16 protein-coding genes are annotated in these 15,579 nt (G+C 65.0%); 7 read left to right on the top strand and 9 right to left on the bottom strand.

The window, feature by feature from the left end:
- Positions 1–15: 15 nt before the first annotated feature.
- From PKE75_RS05360 to PKE75_RS05350, 3 genes are read right to left on the bottom strand one after another with little or no spacing between them, the layout of a single operon-like run.
- Entirely contained in the window at positions 16–702 is a 687-nt protein-coding gene (locus PKE75_RS05360) for a P-loop NTPase family protein (protein WP_271167677.1), read from the bottom strand.
- Complete coding sequence (locus tag PKE75_RS05355) at positions 702–1,865, bottom strand: AI-2E family transporter (RefSeq protein ID WP_271167676.1); 1,164 nt, start codon at positions 1,863–1,865, stop codon at positions 702–704. The genes PKE75_RS05360 and PKE75_RS05355 overlap by 1 nt, the downstream gene beginning before the upstream one ends.
- Before the next feature lie 30 nt (positions 1,866–1,895).
- Positions 1,896–2,447, bottom strand: a complete 552-nt coding sequence (locus tag PKE75_RS05350) for a CDP-alcohol phosphatidyltransferase family protein (protein ID WP_271167675.1) — start codon at positions 2,445–2,447, stop codon at positions 1,896–1,898.
- A gap of 145 nt (positions 2,448–2,592) precedes the next feature.
- Here PKE75_RS05350 and purM point away from each other — a divergent pair, with 145 nt between their 5' ends.
- Positions 2,593–3,675, top strand: a complete 1,083-nt coding sequence (purM, locus tag PKE75_RS05345) for a phosphoribosylformylglycinamidine cyclo-ligase (RefSeq protein WP_271167674.1) — start codon at positions 2,593–2,595, stop codon at positions 3,673–3,675.
- Entirely contained in the window at positions 3,672–4,316 is a 645-nt protein-coding gene (gene purN, locus PKE75_RS05340) for a phosphoribosylglycinamide formyltransferase (protein WP_271167673.1), read from the top strand. Before purM ends, purN begins: the two co-directional genes overlap by 4 nt.
- Positions 4,317–4,322: 6 nt before the next feature.
- On the opposite strand, the gene PKE75_RS05335 is transcribed toward purN, so the two are convergent.
- The 3 genes from PKE75_RS05335 to PKE75_RS05325 form a co-directional block, all read right to left on the bottom strand.
- Positions 4,323–5,075, bottom strand: coding sequence for a TerC family protein (locus tag PKE75_RS05335; RefSeq protein WP_271167672.1), 753 nt, complete (start codon positions 5,073–5,075; stop codon positions 4,323–4,325).
- A gap of 78 nt (positions 5,076–5,153) precedes the next feature.
- Positions 5,154–5,576 carry a nucleoside-diphosphate kinase gene (gene ndk, locus PKE75_RS05330; RefSeq protein ID WP_271167671.1) on the bottom strand — a complete coding sequence of 141 codons (423 nt, stop codon included), beginning with the start codon at positions 5,574–5,576 and terminating at the stop codon, positions 5,154–5,156.
- 82 nt (positions 5,577–5,658) lie between these two features.
- On the bottom strand, positions 5,659–6,597 hold the full coding sequence (locus tag PKE75_RS05325) for a hydrogen peroxide-inducible genes activator (RefSeq protein ID WP_271167670.1): 939 nt from the start codon (positions 6,595–6,597) through the stop codon (positions 5,659–5,661).
- Here PKE75_RS05325 and PKE75_RS05320 point away from each other — a divergent pair.
- Positions 6,490–6,756, top strand: coding sequence for a hypothetical protein (locus PKE75_RS05320; protein ID WP_271167856.1), 267 nt, complete (start codon positions 6,490–6,492; stop codon positions 6,754–6,756). The two genes, PKE75_RS05325 and PKE75_RS05320, sit on opposite strands and share 108 nt — an antisense overlap.
- A complete protein-coding gene (gene katA, locus PKE75_RS05315; protein ID WP_271167669.1) occupies positions 6,753–8,249 on the top strand; it encodes a catalase KatA in 1,497 nt (498 codons plus the stop codon). The genes PKE75_RS05320 and katA overlap by 4 nt, the downstream gene beginning before the upstream one ends.
- Before the next feature lie 70 nt (positions 8,250–8,319).
- Here katA and PKE75_RS05310 read toward each other — a convergent pair whose 3' ends face one another.
- Both PKE75_RS05310 and PKE75_RS05305 read right to left on the bottom strand, forming a co-directional pair.
- On the bottom strand, positions 8,320–9,000 hold the full coding sequence (locus PKE75_RS05310; protein WP_271167668.1) for a glutathione S-transferase N-terminal domain-containing protein: 681 nt from the start codon (positions 8,998–9,000) through the stop codon (positions 8,320–8,322).
- Positions 9,001–9,083: 83 nt separating this feature from the next.
- Positions 9,084–10,685, bottom strand: a complete 1,602-nt coding sequence (locus PKE75_RS05305; RefSeq protein WP_271167667.1) for a class I SAM-dependent methyltransferase — start codon at positions 10,683–10,685, stop codon at positions 9,084–9,086.
- Between the two features lie 210 nt (positions 10,686–10,895).
- Between PKE75_RS05305 and PKE75_RS05300 the strand changes: the two genes are divergently transcribed.
- The 3 genes from PKE75_RS05300 to PKE75_RS05290 all read left to right on the top strand — a co-directional run bounded on the left by PKE75_RS05300 (position 10,896) and on the right by PKE75_RS05290 (position 12,876).
- Positions 10,896–11,396: an RDD family protein gene (locus PKE75_RS05300; RefSeq protein ID WP_271167666.1), complete on the top strand. Its 501-nt coding sequence runs from the start codon at positions 10,896–10,898 to the stop codon at positions 11,394–11,396.
- 87 nt (positions 11,397–11,483) lie between these two features.
- Positions 11,484–12,236 (top strand): arginyltransferase, encoded by a 753-nt coding sequence (locus PKE75_RS05295; RefSeq protein WP_271167844.1) that lies wholly within the window; start codon positions 11,484–11,486, stop codon positions 12,234–12,236.
- Between the two features lie 4 nt (positions 12,237–12,240).
- Positions 12,241–12,876, top strand: coding sequence for a hypothetical protein (locus tag PKE75_RS05290; RefSeq protein WP_271167665.1), 636 nt, complete (start codon positions 12,241–12,243; stop codon positions 12,874–12,876).
- A gap of 36 nt (positions 12,877–12,912) precedes the next feature.
- On the opposite strand, the gene parC is transcribed toward PKE75_RS05290, so the two are convergent.
- Positions 12,913–15,153: a DNA topoisomerase IV subunit A gene (gene parC / locus PKE75_RS05285; RefSeq protein WP_271167664.1), complete on the bottom strand. Its 2,241-nt coding sequence runs from the start codon at positions 15,151–15,153 to the stop codon at positions 12,913–12,915.
- Positions 15,154–15,579 lie beyond the last annotated feature (426 nt).

Below are 15,579 nucleotides of genomic sequence, written 5' to 3'. Positions count from 1 at the left end.
CTTCGCAACGTCCATTCAGTCCTCGTCCTCCAACAGGCGGGCCAAGACGTCCGCAGCCAGGCCCTTTCCGACCGCTCGGCCCCGTGCGAGCGATTCCCGGTCCAGCGCCGCGACGACCCGTCTCACGGCCCCGAGCGAACGATCGCACCGGCGCGCGACGAACTCCACGACTTCCGCATCGACGCGGAGCTGTCGATCGTCGAGCAGCTTCACGAGGACGGCGCGAACCATGCCTTCGTCTGGAGCGTCAAGCCTCGCCACCGGAAGAGCTCGGAGGCGCGAAGCGAGATCCGGCAGCATGGGCCACAACAGCGTCGGGCCCGACCGCGCCGTGAGCAATAAGCGCGCGTCATGCTCGCGCGCAGCGTTCAACAGATGAAACAGCGCCGTCTCTGCTCCGACGGCGGCGTCGACATCTTCAAGAAGCAGAATGGCGTCCCGCCGAGCGACGACGGCGCGCATCGCCGAGTCGGGATCGACCGCCCTCTCTGCGTGGCTCATGGCGAGCCATATCTCGGCCAGATGGGTCTTTCCCGAGCCCTCCTCGCCGACGAGCAGCAGGATCCTGTCCGGCCAGGACGGCCAGGACGTCACGAGCGCATGAGCCGCGGCGTTGGGAGCGCCGACGAGATAATCCTCGAGCCCCAACCGAGCCTCATATGGCAAGGCGAGAGGAAATTGCCGCGGCGCGTCGCGGACCATTAGCTGCTCTCGGGCGGTGCCGCGGGCGGCTCGGGCTTCTGAAGCCGGGTGTGGGGCGCGAACAGGCCTGCGCCTCGCTGCCCGCCGGGAAGCACCGATGGGCCCTGCTCGCCCGTATAGAATGGGCTCTCAAGATATCGTTGCACGGCGAAACGCACGAGCACGCCGACCGCAGCCGCCAGCGGAACCGCCACGAGCAGCCCGACGAACCCCATGAGGTAGCCGAAGGCGACGAGCGCGAACATCAGCCAGACGGGATGAAGCCCGACCGACCGGCCGACCAGCCGCGGCTGCAGGATGTTGCCTTCGACGAACTGGCCGACCACGAAAATGCCGAGCACGAGCGCGACGATCGTCCAGTCCGGCCAGAACTGCACGATCGCCACGCCGACCGAGAGGATGAGCCCGGTCAGCGAACCGACATAGGGAATGAAGCCGATAAGGCCGGCGCTCAGCCCGATGACGAGCCCGAAGTTGAGCCCGACGAGCGTAAGGGCGATCGCATAGAAGGTGCCGAGGATCAGGCACACGAGCGCCTGACCGCGCACGAAGCCCGCGATGCTTTCGTCCATCTCGCGCGCGATCTGGCGGATTTCCTCCTTGTGCCGTCGGGGGGTCCAGGCGTCGATGGTGCCGACCATGCGGTCCCAATCGATCAGCATGTAGAATGCGACGACGGGCGTGACCACCAGAAGGCTGACCACCGACATGATCGCCTGGCCGCTCGCCCAGAGCGACCCCAGGAACGACGTGATCCAGGCCACGCCTTGACTGACCACCGCACCGAGCGACGCCTTCGCCTGACCCAGTCCCTGCCCGACGATCCTGCCGAGCCAGCTGTCGCCTTGCGTCGCCAGCAGCTCCTGCAGCCGCGCCACGGTTTCGGGCAGTCGTTCGATGAAGCCCGAAAGCTGAGCGAACAGAACCGGCGCGATCAGAACGATCGCGAACACGATGACAAGCACCACGGACGCCAGAATGAGAATGGTCGCGGCGACCCGCGGGACGCCGAAGGTTTCCAGCCGGTCCGCCACCGGATCCAACAGGTAAGCGAGCGCCAGACCCGCGACGAAGGGCAGCAGGATCCCTGAAAAAAGGTAGAGGAAGAAGGCCAGCGCCAGAAACGCGGCGGTCCAGAAGAGGGCCTGGCGTTGCAAGGTCATCGCGCGCGCTCTCCTTGCGCCCGGCTGCGATCATGCGTCGGGCGTTGGTTCCGTCAGCGCCATATGGCGGATGAAGGCCACGAGATATGCGCCCGCCGAGCCGAGCGTCAAGCCGCCGACCAGATAGGCGGCCGGCCGCTCGATGATGCTCAGATCGAGCGCGAAGCCGTCTGCGCCGAGCACGACCCCCGCGAAGATCATCTGCGCGACCGTGTTCGCCTTGCTGACGCCGAGCGGCGTAATGGGCAGAGGCTTCTCGATCGCCCAGGCGAGAGCGACCGCCGCCACGATCACCAGATCGCGGAAGACGACCGCGATAACCAGCAGGGCCGGGATTTCGCCCAGCATCCCAAGCGTCACATAGATCGAGACCAGCAGCGCCTTGTCGGCGATGGGATCGAGATACGCGCCGAGCTCGGTTCGCTGGTCGAACCTCCGGGCGATCGCGCCGTCCAGCGCGTCTGTGACGCCCGCGAGCACGAACAGCCAGAACGCCAGGAAATGCTGTCCGTTCGAGATGAACCACGCCACAAGTGGAACCGCGAGCATCCGGCCGACGGTGAGGATGTTCGGCAGGTTCACGAGCGCGCCTCCCGGACGCCGCCGACGCTGGCGCCTCAGGGGGACATAAGCCGCCGGCCGCCCGTCGCAAAGGCGAACGACATGCTTTGGTTGCGCGGGGCGCCCCGGCGGTCTAAGGGGGCGGCGACGTAGCATAGAGGCGGTCATGGCCGGATCTCAGACGACAGACGCCGGCCTCACCTATGCGGACGCCGGGGTCGATATCGACGCGGGCAATGCGCTTGTCGAGCGGCTCAAGGCGCTGGTGCGCGCCACGCGGCGGAGCGGAGCGGACGCCGAGATCGGCGGGTTTGGCGGGCTGTTCGATCTGAAAGCGGCGGGCTTTTCCGATCCTGTGCTCGTCGCCGCGAACGACGGCGTCGGCACCAAGCTCAAGATAGCGATCGAAACCGGCATCCATGACACGGTCGGCGTCGACCTTGTGGCGATGTCGGTCAACGACGTCATCGTTCAGGGCGCTGAGCCGCTGTTCTTTCTCGACTATTTCGCTTGCGGCCGGTTGTCGGGCGACACGGCGTACGAGGTGGTCAAGGGCATCGCGACGGGTTGCATGGAGGCGGGCTGCGCGCTCGTCGGCGGTGAGACCGCCGAGATGCCGGGCATGTATGCGGACGGCGACTACGATCTCGCGGGTTTTGCGGTCGGCGCCGCGGAACGCGGCCGGTTGCTGCCGCGCCGTGACGTCGCTCCGGGCGACGTCCTGCTCGGCTTGGCCTCATCGGGCGTGCATTCCAACGGCTTCTCGCTCGTCCGCAGGATCGTCGCGCGGGCAGGTCTCGAACTGGATGCGCCCGCGCCGTTCGCGCCGTCGCAACCTCTCGGCCGCGCGCTGCTGACGCCGACCAGGATCTATGTGCGCTCGCTTCTCGCCGCGCTTAAGGCCGGTCTCGGGATCAAGGCGCTCGCGCACATCACCGGCGGCGGACTGCCGGACAACCTTCCCCGCGTGCTGCCGGATGGTCTCGGCGCCGTAATCGACCTCTCGACGATTTCGTCGCCTCCGGTGTTCGGGTGGCTCGCCCAAGCCGGCGGCGTCGCGGAGGCCGAGATGCTGCGGACCTTCAATTGCGGGGTCGGCATGGTCGTGGTGGCGGCGCGGGATGAGGCAGATCGCCTAACCACGCTGCTCGCCCTGGAGGGAGAGACCGTGATGCGGATCGGCGAGATAGCGCCGATCGACAAGGCGGACGAGCCGGTTCGGTTCATCGGGTCGCTCGGCTTCGCATGACGAAGCTGCGGGTCGCGATCCTGGTCTCTGGCCGCGGCTCGAACATGGCCGCTTTGATCGACGCAGCGCTCGATCCCGACTACCCGGTGGAGATCGTCGCCGTGGTCTCCAATCGCCCGGGGGCCGGCGCTCTGGCGATCGCCAGTCAGGCAGGCGTCGCGACCGCCGTGGTCGACCACCGATCCTTCCCGAACCGGGAGGCCTTCGATTCCGAGCTCGACAGGACGATCCGCTCGTTCGAGCCGGACGTCGTCTGTCTTGCGGGCTTCATGCGGCTACTGACGGCGGGCTTCATCGAAAGCTGGGCGGGTCGGCTGATCAATGTTCACCCTGCGTTGCTGCCGAGCTTCAAGGGGCTCGACACCCACGCACGCGCGCTCGCGGCCGGCGTGAAGCTGCACGGCTGCACGGTTCATCTGGTGACGCTGGACGTCGATTCCGGCCCGATCATCGCCCAAGCGGCCGTTCCGGTGCTGACCGACGACGACGAGGCGACGCTCGCCGCCCGCGTGCTGAAGGCCGAGCACGAGCTCTTTCCGCGCGCGCTCGCGCTGTGGGCGACCGGACGCGCCAGGCTCGATGGCGACCGGGTCCTTATCAAAGACGAGAACGCGCCGGGCGAGGCGCTGGTCTGGCCCTGACGACGGTCAGACGCTCGCCTTGGCGCTCCGCCCGCGCCTCTTCACGAGATACGAGATGGCGAGCACAGCCGCGGCGCCCACCGCGGCTGCGCCATAGTGCAAAGGCTTGTTCGTCGTGAAGACGCCGGGCGTCTCCGGATCCGGGGTCACAAGCGACGGGTCGTAGCCCTGCAGCCACTCGATCGCCTTCACGTCGCCAACCAGCATCTCGCCGGCGATCCAGCCCAGCAGCGCCGCGCCGAACCAGACAAGGACGGGATAGCGCGTCAGCAGGTTCGTCAGCACCGACGAACCGGCGACGATCAGCGGGATCGTGAGCAGCAGTCCGAAGATGAACAGCTCCGGGTGGCCCTTAGCCGCCGCGGCGATCGCCACGACGTTGTCCAGGCTCATCACGGCATCGGCGATCGCGATCGTCCGCACCGCGCCCCAAAGGCTGGCCGCGGCCTCCACGTCGTCATGGGCCTCATGGTCGTCGGTCGCCAGCTTCACCGCGATCCAGAACAGAAGCAGCGCGCCGCCGATCTTGAGGAACGGGACAGCGAGCAGGAACGTGATTCCGAACGCGAACAGAATGCGCAGGACGACGGCCGCGCCGGCGCCGAGAAGGATGCCTTTCTTCCGCTGTCCGGGGGGAAGCTTGCGGCAGGCGAGCGCAATGACGACGGCGTTGTCGCCCGACAAGAGAAGGTCGATCCAGACGATCTGGAGCAACGAGATCCAGAAGGACGGCTGGTCGAAGGCGAAACTGAATTCCATTCCCGTCCCTTGTCGGGTCAGCCGCCGCGAAGGTTCGTCGGCGGCCGCCCATGTCTCGCAGCAGTGACGAAGAGATCGTCAGCCGACGATTTCGTCGTCCTTGAAGAAGTAGGCGATCTCCTGAGCGGCCGTTTCAGGCGCGTCGGAGCCGTGGACCGTGTTCGCCTCGATCGACTCGGCCAGATCCTTGCGGATGGTGCCCTGAGCAGCATTCGCCGGGTTGGTCGCGCCCATCACTTCGCGATACTTCGCAATCGCGTTCTCGCCCTCGAGAACCTGCACGACCACCGGGCCGGAGATCATGAATTCGACGAGCTCGCCGAAGAACGGCCGCTCCTTGTGAACCGCATAGAAGCCCTCGGCCTGCGCCTTCGACATGTGGATGCGCTTCTGCGCGATCACCCGGAGGCCCGCGCCTTCGATATAGGACAGGACCTTGCCCGTAATGTTCCGGCGCGTGGCGTCAGGCTTGATGATGGAGAAAGTGCGTTCGAGGGCCATAAGACGCCTTGTTCGTTGGAAGAGCGCTGGACTGCGGGCGAAACGCCGGCCGGCCGCGCCAAGATTGCCGGAAGCGCGCGGCTTATAACGCGGTGGGCGCCGGCGCGGAAGGCCCCACGGCCGGCGACCTGTCGGCATGAGCGCTTCTTATTGTCTCGGCGAGAGCCCGGAACGCCGCCTTGGCCGGCGACGTCCGTCGGAAAGCGAGCGCCAACGTTCGCTTGGGCTCGGGATCGGCGAAACGCAGCAGCTTCACGCGCGGATCCTCGCGAGCCTCGGAATCCACGAACAAGCGTGGCAGCAGCGTGATCCCCTGCCCGTTGGCCACCAGCTGCAGCAAGGTCGAGAGGCTCGTGGCGCCGAAGCTTTTCAGTCGTCGCGGATCGATGGTCCGACAAACGGTCAGCGCCTGATCACGGAAGCAGTGCCCGTCCTCGAGCAATAAGAGCTCATCGTCGTCCAGGAGGTCCGCTGTCGCTATCGAACGTTGAGCTGTCGCGCTGCCGACGGCGGCGGCGAGAAGAAAGGCGTCGTCGAACAGCGTTTCGGTTTCGACGTCCGGCTCGTAGATCGGCAAGCTCATCACGACTGCGTCGAGAGCGCCGGCAAGCAGCTCTTTGACGAGGACCGCCGTCTGCGACTCTCGAAGGGAGAGTTGCACCAGCGGATGCCGTTCGCGAATTTCAGGCAAGAGTCTTGGTAGAAGATAGGGCGCGATCGACGGGATCACGCCAAGCTTGATCGGCCCGGAGAGCTCGGATCGCCCCATCCGCGCGCGGACCTCGAGATCTCGAACGGCCGCAAGGATCGAGGCGGATCGGGACAGGACGTCCTCACCGAGCTCCGTCAGCCTCACCCCCTCGCGTGTCCGGTTGACCAGGCGACCGCCCAAGACAGCCTCGAGCTCGCGAATTTGCATGGACAACGCCGGCTGCGTGACAGCGCAGGCTTCGGCGGCGCGTCCGAAATGACGTTCGCGCGCAAGGTGCTCGAAATAGCGGAGTTGTCTAAGGGTCAGCATGCGATCAGATTATCTTATTTTAGAACTGGTTCAATCTTATTTGCCCTTATGGAAGAGCCGGAGCACAGTGCGCGCATCAAACGCCGCATGATCGCGCCGCCTACCGAAGGCGTAGGCGGACTTGCGAAGACGGGCGTCAAAGACGGAGGCTTTTCATGACCGATCGCTTGACCACGTCGGCCGGCGCGCCGGTGCCGGACAACCAGAACACACAGACGGCAGGTTCGCGCGGCCCGGTGCTGCTGCAGGACTATCAGCTGATCGAAAAGCTCGCCCACCAGAACCGCGAGCGCATCCCCGAGCGGGTGGTCCACGCCAAGGGCTGGGGCGCGCACGGCGTGCTGAAGATCACGGGCGACATCTCAAAATACACCAAGGCCAAGGTGCTGCAGCCTGGCGCCGAAACGCCGATGCTGGCGCGTTTCTCGACGGTGGCCGGCGAAATGGGCGCGGCCGACGCGGAACGCGACGTGCGGGGCTTCGCGCTCAAGTTCTATACGCCGGACGGCAACTGGGACCTCGTCGGCAACAACACGCCGGTGTTCTTCGTCCGCGATCCCTACAAATTCCCGGACTTCATCCACACCCAGAAGCGCCATCCGAAGACCAACATGCGCTCGCCGACGGCGATGTGGGACTTCTGGTCGCTTTCCCCCGAAAGCCTCCATCAGGTCACGATCCTGATGTCGGATCGCGGCATCCCGGTCGATCCCACCCGCATGAACGGCTATGGCAGCCACACCTTCTCGCTGTGGAACGACGCGGGCGAACGCTACTGGGTCAAGTTCCACTTCAAGACCGAGCAGGGCCACAAGCACTACACGAACGAAGAGGCCGACCAGGTCATCGGCAAGACCCGCGAGAGCTATCAGGAGGCCCTCTTCGGCAAGATCGATAGGGGCGAGTTCCCGCGCTGGAAAGTCCAGATCCAGATCATGCCCGAACTCGACGCCGAGAAGACCTCGTACAATCCGTTCGACCTTACCAAGGTGTGGCCGCACGGTGAGTATCCGCCGATCGACATCGGCGTGATGGAGCTGAACCGGAACCCGGAAAACTATTTCGCCGAGATCGAGAACGCCGCGTTCTCGCCGTCGAACATCGTTCCTGGCATCGGCTACTCGCCCGACAAGATGCTGCAGGCGCGCGTATTTTCCTATGCGGACGCCCACCGCCATCGTCTCGGCACGCATTATGAGACGATCCCGGTGAACCAGCCCAAGTGCCCGGTCGCCCACTATCATCGCGACGGCCAGATGAACGTCTATGGCGGGATCAAGACCGGGCACCCCGACGCCTATTACGAGCCGAACTCGTTCAACGGCCCGGTCGAGGACAAATCGGCCGAGGAGCCTCCGCTCAAAATTTCGGGCGACGCCGCGCGCTACAACCACCGTGACGGCAATGACGACTACGGGCAGGTGACCGCGCTGTTCAATCTGTTCGACGACGGCCAGAAGAACCGGCTGTTCGCGAACATCGCGGCGGCGATGAGCGGAATCCCCGAGGAGATCGCCGAGCGCCAACTCGTGCATTTCGAAAGGGTGCATCCGGCCTACGCCGCCGGCGTCCGCACGGCGCGCGCGACGCTGACCGGCCGCGAGCCAGCGATCTCCGTGACGCCAGCGACCCCGCAGCAAGCGGCGGAGTGATCGGCTGAACCGACCGAACGGACGATGGGCGGCGGGCCTCCGGCTCGCCGCCTTTCGTTTGGCGCTTTAGCTACCCTCTCGTCGCGCGGAGCACCGCGCCGTAGCGCGCCTCTATCCTGCCGAACCAGTCGGCGATCGCCTGTTCTCCCTCCAGAAAGTCCACCGTCCCGACGATCTTTGTCCACTGCACGACGCCCGCGAACAGGAAGTCGGCGAAGAACGGGTCTTCCCCGCCGATGAAGGGCTGGCCCCGCAGCATGATGCGAAGCGGCTTCAACGCATCCTTCACCGCCGCGACGCCGCCCGCGCGGTCGGCTGCGACGTCCTCGAGGCGGCCGCCCAGCATCTTCTCGCGTGAAGTGCGAAAATACGTCTGGTTCTCCCGATCGAGCGCCGCGCAGATGTCCACTGCGATGACCCGTGCGATCTTGCCCATGACATGCGCCATATGCGCCCCGACGAAGCGCGTGAGCGCCACACCTCCAGGCCCGGCGAACAAGGCGGGGCGATCGGGATGAGCCTCCTCAAGCTTCAACGCAAGGTCGAACGAGTCGCCGATCCTGTCAGCGCCGAGCTCCGTCACCGGCACGGTCCGGAATCCGCCGCCTCCGATGCTCGGGATGTCGATAAAGCGCGTCGGCGTGGTCTCGAACGAAACGCCCTTGTGCGCGAGGGCCAGTTTCGCCGCCCAGCAATACGGGCTGAGCCGGCGACCGTCCGCGGTGGCGAGATCATGGATGTGGGCCGTCATGAAATCCGCTTTCGGGTCGAGGGGACGGGGCGACTGGCGAACTTTCGTCGCAGAGCACGTCGCCGCCCTTGGGCCCCGGCGTTCTACTTGACGCCGTAGCGCTGCTGCAGAGCGTAATCCCATTCGGGAAAGCGCAGCTCGGCGCCCCTGAAAGGTTGCAGCGTGATCGAGTTCGGCTGTTTCTCGTAGATCATATGGACGCGCGCCCGCGGAAGATGGTCGAGACGCGCCTTGCCTTCGTTCACCCTGAGTTGGTGGCCGTACCAATAGCGCAGCAACGTCCGCTCTTCAGATTGCAATTTGTCGTCAAAGCCCAGCAGGCGTGAATGCTCGTAGCCGAGCCGCTTCATGATCGCGGAGACAGCGCCGATCGTCGGCTCCCAAAAAGCGGTGCCGCCTTCAATTTTCTCGGCGTCACCGACCTTCTCGATTTCGTGACCGGATCCGACGTTCATCGGATCCAGCTTCGGGCCGAATGGCGGGTGATATGCGATGCTCATCGTAGACATCAACGGGATGATGGGGGTGCGCCATTCAAAAGAGATAGTGTCCGAGAGCGGCTCCAGACCGTACAGCAGGGAGAAAAGGTCACTGACACGGTGAAGAAACCCCCAAGCGATGATGAGATCGAACTTACCGTGTTTCTTAAGCAGGTTTGGATCTCTCACGTCGCCATAGTCGAAAGTTACGTTCTTGATGCCAAGCTTTTCGGCAGTGTTGCGGCCCAATTCGATCTTGGATATTCGATGATCTATGCCGACCACCTCGTCTGCGACCCGCGCCATCGAAAGAGAATAGAGGCCGTGAGAACAGCCCACGTCGAGAACGCGCTTGCCTTTCAGATCAAAGGAGGATGCGACGACCGCGTTCCGCCGTCTCAACGTTCCCTTTGCTCTCCGTCCCGGCGTGACCTCTCCAGACGGAAGTCGAATTCCCCCGATTAGTGGTGGTTCTTTCACGTCTGCAACCCTCACAATCTTCGTCTCTGCTTCGGTCGGACTGCTCTCGGATAAAATTACCCTGAATGGAGGCGGCGTTTTCCACCTTCGACGCGCCGAGAGTATTTCCGGATCCTTGGTCGAGCCATCGATGAACGAATGAATGAACTCAAGGTAGTCCTTGTGAATAAGCGTCGGGAGCAGGCGGGTTCCTGACTTGCTCCGTCGCTTGAGTTTGGCAAGAGCGACTATCGGAGTTTCGAGATCAATGAGCGACAGTCTTCCATCTGAAAGTTTAATTATGTTCCGCCGTTTAAAGTCTCGGTGTACGAAACCCGAACTAAGCGATCGTTGAATAAACTGCTGGATAAAAGCGCTCGCCGCAGACTCTTCAACCGAAAACGTTTTCGGAATCTCGCCAGCGAGCGTTCGGTATCCGGCAAGACGCGAGCCGTCGTAAATGTGATCAACGAACGCTGGACAAACTGAATTGTCATAAAGCCCGAATAGATACCCCAGGAGAACCTCGTCGCCCGCAGCATTCCTGTTATCGACGGTAAGGCGCTCCCCTGCAAAAATCAGAATTTTATGTTCAATGTATCGTTCGTCCCATATTTTATAGAAGTATTTCTCGTCCCGGAAAATAGCTCGGGGCGGCACTCGACCGAACGACGTAAACTGCTCGATCCATTTGCTCTTATAATGGAATTTCTTGAGTGATTTCAGATCAATATCGGAAATCTGCATTAATCCGAATCCTATGATCAATGCTTTTTGCGGTCGATCTAAGCGCCCGGACGAAAATATGTCTGGAGGGGGACGGCGACGCAAGCAAGCTTTCCGGCCTCAACCAATAGGCTAAGTCGGTTGGGGCGAGCGCGCTTGCGGGGATGCTTTTGAGACGCCATGTTCCCGCAACGGCGATATGCCCTCCGTTCCAAGAGACCCGGCTATCCAATGAACTCTTCCGCTCCCTACCCGACCGCCATCGCGCCGCGCGACGCGTTCGATCCGCTGGTCGAACCGCGGCTCTACGACGGCGTGCTCAGTCGCCGCGTCCTCGCGTTCTGCGTGGACTTCTTCGTGGTGCTGACGCTGACGGCGATCGCGAGCGTCGTGATTGGCGTGCTCGGCGTGTTCACGCTGGGGCTTGCGTGGCTGCTTTACGGAATGGTGTTCCCGGCGGCCGCCATCCTTTATTCCGGCGCGACGCTCGGAAGCGACCGCGCGGCGACCTGGGGCATGCGGCTGACCGGCCTCACCGCCCGGCTCTGGCACGGCGGCAAGCCGGGCTTCGTCATCGCAGCCGCACACGTCGTGTTCCTCTATCTTTCGATCTCGCTGCTCACGCCCTTCGTTCTGCTCGTCGGCCTGTTCACGCGACGCAAGCAGTTGCTGCACGACCTCGTGCTTGGCACGCTGTTCGTGGATCGCGGCCTTCTCGAAGGCCGCGCCTGAACCGCTTGCCGGGCGTCCGGCGCCTGATATCCTCTCGGCCGGACCGGCGCCGCGGGCGGGACCGCGGCGAGTCCCAGGTTGAACGCCTTGACCGCCCACTCGCGTGATACGCCGCAATTCTACCTGACCGCGCCCTCGCCCTGCCCCTACCTCAAGGGTCAGTTCGAGCGGAAGGTGTTCACCCATCTCGTGGGCGAGCAGGCCGCGCCGCTGAACGATCTTCTCACTCACGGCGGCTTCCGTCGCAGCCAGACGATCGCCTATCGGCCGGCCTGCGAGGGCTGCCGGGCCTGCGTCTCGGTCCGCGTGCGGGTCGACGATTTCCTCTGGACCAAGGCGTTTCGCCGGAACCGCGCGGTGAACTGCGATCTCGTCAGCGCGGAGGTCGGCGTGACGCCGACGTCCGAGCAGTATTCCCTGTTCCGCGCCTATCTCGACCGCCGCCACGCGGACGGCGGCATGGTCGACATGACGGTGATGGACTACGCCACCATGGTGGAGGACAGCCACGTCCGCACCGGGCTGGTCGAATACCGCCGGCGCGGGCCGGACACCGCGATCAACGGCCGCGGCGCGGGTCCCCTGCTCGCGGTCGCTCTGGTCGACCGGCTCTCCGACGGTTTGTCGCTGGTCTACTCGTTCTACGATCCGGACGCCCAGGACCGCGGCCTCGGCACCCACGTCATCCTCGACCACGTCGCCCGCGCCAAGACGCTCGGCCTGCCCTATCTCTATCTCGGCTACTGGGTCGATGGCTCGCCGAAGATGGACTACAAGCGCCGCTTCCGCCCGCAGGAGTTTCTGGCGCCCGCCGGCTGGACGCTGCGCGAGGGCGAGTGAGCCGGTGCTGGGCCGTTGCGTCCTGGTTGGCCTTGCCATGATTGCAGCAAGCTATGTCGCCTGGGGCCTTCTGATGACGCGCTCCAAGACCGTCCGGCTTGAAGACAGCGGTTTCAGCCTCTCATACATGATGGCTTGGGGATGGGGGATGGACGAGAGGCTTAGCCTGACACGGCGTTGGTTCGATTTCTCAGGGCCGTCCAGCGAATGGCTCTCTCTTTGGAAGAAACCTTATAACTCCGGCGTGGCTATCTATCGCTCCAAAGAGAACGGCGAATATTACTTTGGGGCCATCTATCGGCTCTTTACCCTCGATACGAAAAGTGGGGAGCTGAGATCGTCCTGCGATTCTGAGGGCGCGCCGCGCCGCAGCGAACTCGGCGAGCGGCTGGCTAAGGCCGAAAGAGTTGATGCAGACAGGATCGACCCCGCCTCCGAGCATCTCTTTCGATATGTGGAACGAGATCAATCCCATGGTGAGATTCCGGCTTCCCCGCCGGACTCGAAATACTACGTCGACCTGAGATACTTGGGCCGGTTCGGTTTGGTTCGATCAGGCGGAAGGGGAAATGAGATCAGGTTTGTTCCTCCTGAGCAGGCCTCTGAGCCACGGCTCGCTCTGGAGACCAGCTGTGGATAGGAGGCTAGCCGCGATTGTATGGGGGAGCGCCGCGACCTACCCCACGAACTTGTTCGACTTCGGAAAGCCGTGCGGGGGCAACCGTCCCGCCTCAGCGCGGTTTCCGATCCAGTCCCGCAAATCCTCGCCCAACACCCGCCTCGGCACTCCGCCATTGGTGGTGAAGCTCAGCCCCTCGCTGAGCGTGAAAACCTTGGCGTCCGACACCTCGCCGTCCTTGTAGCGCTGCAGGCGCACGCCCGCGCCGCGGGCCATCTCGGCGATCTGGGCGAGCGGAAACAGCAGCAGCTTGCGGTTCTGGCCGACGATCGCGACCGTGTCCCCGTCGGCCGGCGCGAGCTTGAGCAGGGTCGCGCCCGCCTCGAGATTCACGACCTGGCGGCCCTTGCGGGTCGAACTCAGCAGCTGGTCCTCGGACACGATAAAGCCGCGCGACGTCGTCGTGACGACCAGCCGTTTGCCCCCCGCCCGATAGGCGAAGACGTCGATGATCTCGGCGCCCTCGTCGACGTCGACCATCAGCCGGACCGGCTCCCCGGCGCCGCGGCCGCCGGGGAGCTTGGCGGCGTCGAGCGTGAAGGCCTTGCCGTTGTCGGTCGCGACGATCAGCTTCGCCGTCGTCTCGGCGTGGAAGGAGAGCTTCAGCGCGTCGTCGGCCTTGAAGGTCAGCCCCGACAGATCCTGAACGTGGCCCTTCAGCGCGCGGATCCAGCCCTTCTCGGAGACGACGACCGTGATCGGCTCGCGCTCGACGAAGGCGTCGGCTGCGTCGGCGGCGACCGACGGCGGCGCCTCGAATGTGGTGCGACGCGCGCCGAGCGGCGTGTCGGGGCCGAAGCTCTTGGCGAGCCCGTCGAGCTCCTTGCCCACGCGCTTCCACTGGCGGGCCTCCGAGCCGAGCAGCGCGCGCAGCTCGTCGCCCTCCTTCGACAGCTTGTCGTGCTCGCGCTTGATCTCGATCTCCTCGAGCTTGGCGAGCGAGCGCAGGCGCATGTTGAGGATCGAGTCGGCCTGCAGTTCGGTGAGCGCGAAGGCCGCGATCAGGTCGGCCTTCGGGTCGTCGGCGGCGCGGACGATCCGGATCACCTCGTCGATGTTGAGATAGGCGATCAGCAGGCCGTCGAGGATCTCCAGCCGGCGGACGATGGCGTCGAGACGGTGCTGCGCGCGGCGCTGGATCACCTCGCGGCGGTGGTCCAGCCAATGCTGCAGCACGTCCTTGAGGCCGAGCACGACAGGCGTCTGCCCCCGCACCAGCACGTTCATGTTGAGCGGGATGCGGGTCTCGAGCTCGGTGAGCTTGAAGACGGACTCCATCATCACGACCGGATCGACGGTGCGGGCGCGCGGCTCAAGCACGAGGCGGATCACGTCGGTCGACTCGTCGCGCACGTCGACGACCAGCGGCAGCTTGCGGTCGTTGATCAGCTCGGCGATGCGCTCGACCAGCCGGCTCTTCGGGATCAGCCAGGGGATCTCGGTGACGACGGCGAGCCAGGTCCCGCGGCCGAGATCCTCGACCGACCAGCGCGCCCGCGTCCGGAACGAGCCGCGCCCGGTGCGGTAGGCCTCGGCGATCGAGGCCAAGCCGTCGACGATCACGCCGCCGGTCGGGAAATCCGGGCCCTTCACATGGGCCAGCAGCTCGTCGGTCTCGGCCTTCGGGTTCGCGAGCAGCAGCCGTGCGGCGTCGACAAGCTCGGCGACGTTGTGGGGCGGAATCGCGGTCGCCATGCCGACGGCGATGCCCTGGGACCCGTTCGCGAGCAGGTTCGGGAAGGCGCCCGGCAGCACGATCGGCTCTTCTTCCGAGCCGTCATAGGTCGGGCGGAAGTCGACCGCGTCCTCTTCCAGCCCGTCGAGCAGCAGGCGGGCGACCTCGGTCAGCCGCGCCTCGGTGTACCGCATGGCGGCGGCGTTATCGCCGTCGACATTGCCGAAATTGCCCTGGCCCTCGACCAGCGGCCAGCGCTGGGCGAAGTCCTGCGCGAGCCGCACCAGCGCGTCGTAGACCGACTGGTCGCCATGCGGGTGATACTTGCCGATGACGTCGCCGACGACGCGGGCGCATTTCTTGAACGCGGCGCCCGGATCGAGCTTCAGCTCGCGCATCGCCCACAGCACGCGACGATGAACGGGCTTTAACCCGTCGCGCACGTCGGGCAGCGCGCGCTGGGTGATCGTCGAGAGCGCGTAGGCGAGGTAGCGCTCCTCGAGCGCGGCGCGCAGCTCGACGGGAAGGACGCCGTCCTCCGGCGGGGGGCTGAGGTCGCTCATATCGAGGGCTTAAGCGCTGGGGTGATTCGGGACAAGAAGCGCTTGGGAACAAGCGCCGGCGGCCTGGCAAGCGTCATCCCGGCCGGAGCGAAGCGGATAGCCGGGATCGTCCTCAGGACGTGGCGCCCGCCCTCTCCGCCGTCATGCCGGGCTTGTCCCGACATCCAGAGCCGCAACGCTCGAAGAAACAGGCGCTTCCGCCGCCGCGCCTCTTCCGGCGGCGTCACGCGTCTGGATTCCGGCATTCCGCTGACGCTCCAGCCGGAATGACGGCGCGCCAAATCCGCCGCCGGCTCGAGCGCCCGCGGCTGGCTTCAGTCCTCGCTCTGGTCAACGCCACGAACGTAACGGGGAAGGCGCAGAGCGCCGGGCCACCGTCGTGGGGCATTTCCGTTAGTCGGTCGCCCGGCGCTCCGCGCGCGGCGA

It is taken from the genome of Hansschlegelia plantiphila, assembly GCF_027922265.1.
Classification (GTDB): domain Bacteria; phylum Pseudomonadota; class Alphaproteobacteria; order Rhizobiales; family Methylopilaceae; genus Methylopila; species Methylopila plantiphila.
This window is presented reverse-complemented; position numbering and strand designations above follow the sequence as displayed.

Coding starts and splice junctions, on each gene's coding strand:
- PKE75_RS05360 (WP_271167677.1), bottom strand. CDS start 702: ATGGTCCGCGACGCGCCGCGGCAATTTCCTCTCGCCTTGCCATATGAG.
- purM (WP_271167674.1), top strand. CDS start 2,593: ATGGCCGGATCTCAGACGACAGACGCCGGCCTCACCTATGCGGACGCC.
- PKE75_RS05305 (WP_271167667.1), bottom strand. CDS start 10,685: ATGCAGATTTCCGATATTGATCTGAAATCACTCAAGAAATTCCATTAT.
- ndk (WP_271167671.1), bottom strand. CDS start 5,576: ATGGCCCTCGAACGCACTTTCTCCATCATCAAGCCTGACGCCACGCGC.
- katA (WP_271167669.1), top strand. CDS start 6,753: ATGACCGATCGCTTGACCACGTCGGCCGGCGCGCCGGTGCCGGACAAC.
- PKE75_RS05325 (WP_271167670.1), bottom strand. CDS start 6,597: ATGCTGACCCTTAGACAACTCCGCTATTTCGAGCACCTTGCGCGCGAA.
- PKE75_RS05300 (WP_271167666.1), top strand. CDS start 10,896: ATGAACTCTTCCGCTCCCTACCCGACCGCCATCGCGCCGCGCGACGCG.
- parC (WP_271167664.1), bottom strand. CDS start 15,153: ATGAGCGACCTCAGCCCCCCGCCGGAGGACGGCGTCCTTCCCGTCGAG.
- PKE75_RS05355 (WP_271167676.1), bottom strand. CDS start 1,865: ATGACCTTGCAACGCCAGGCCCTCTTCTGGACCGCCGCGTTTCTGGCG.
- PKE75_RS05335 (WP_271167672.1), bottom strand. CDS start 5,075: ATGGAATTCAGTTTCGCCTTCGACCAGCCGTCCTTCTGGATCTCGTTG.
- purN (WP_271167673.1), top strand. CDS start 3,672: ATGACGAAGCTGCGGGTCGCGATCCTGGTCTCTGGCCGCGGCTCGAAC.
- PKE75_RS05310 (WP_271167668.1), bottom strand. CDS start 9,000: ATGACGGCCCACATCCATGATCTCGCCACCGCGGACGGTCGCCGGCTC.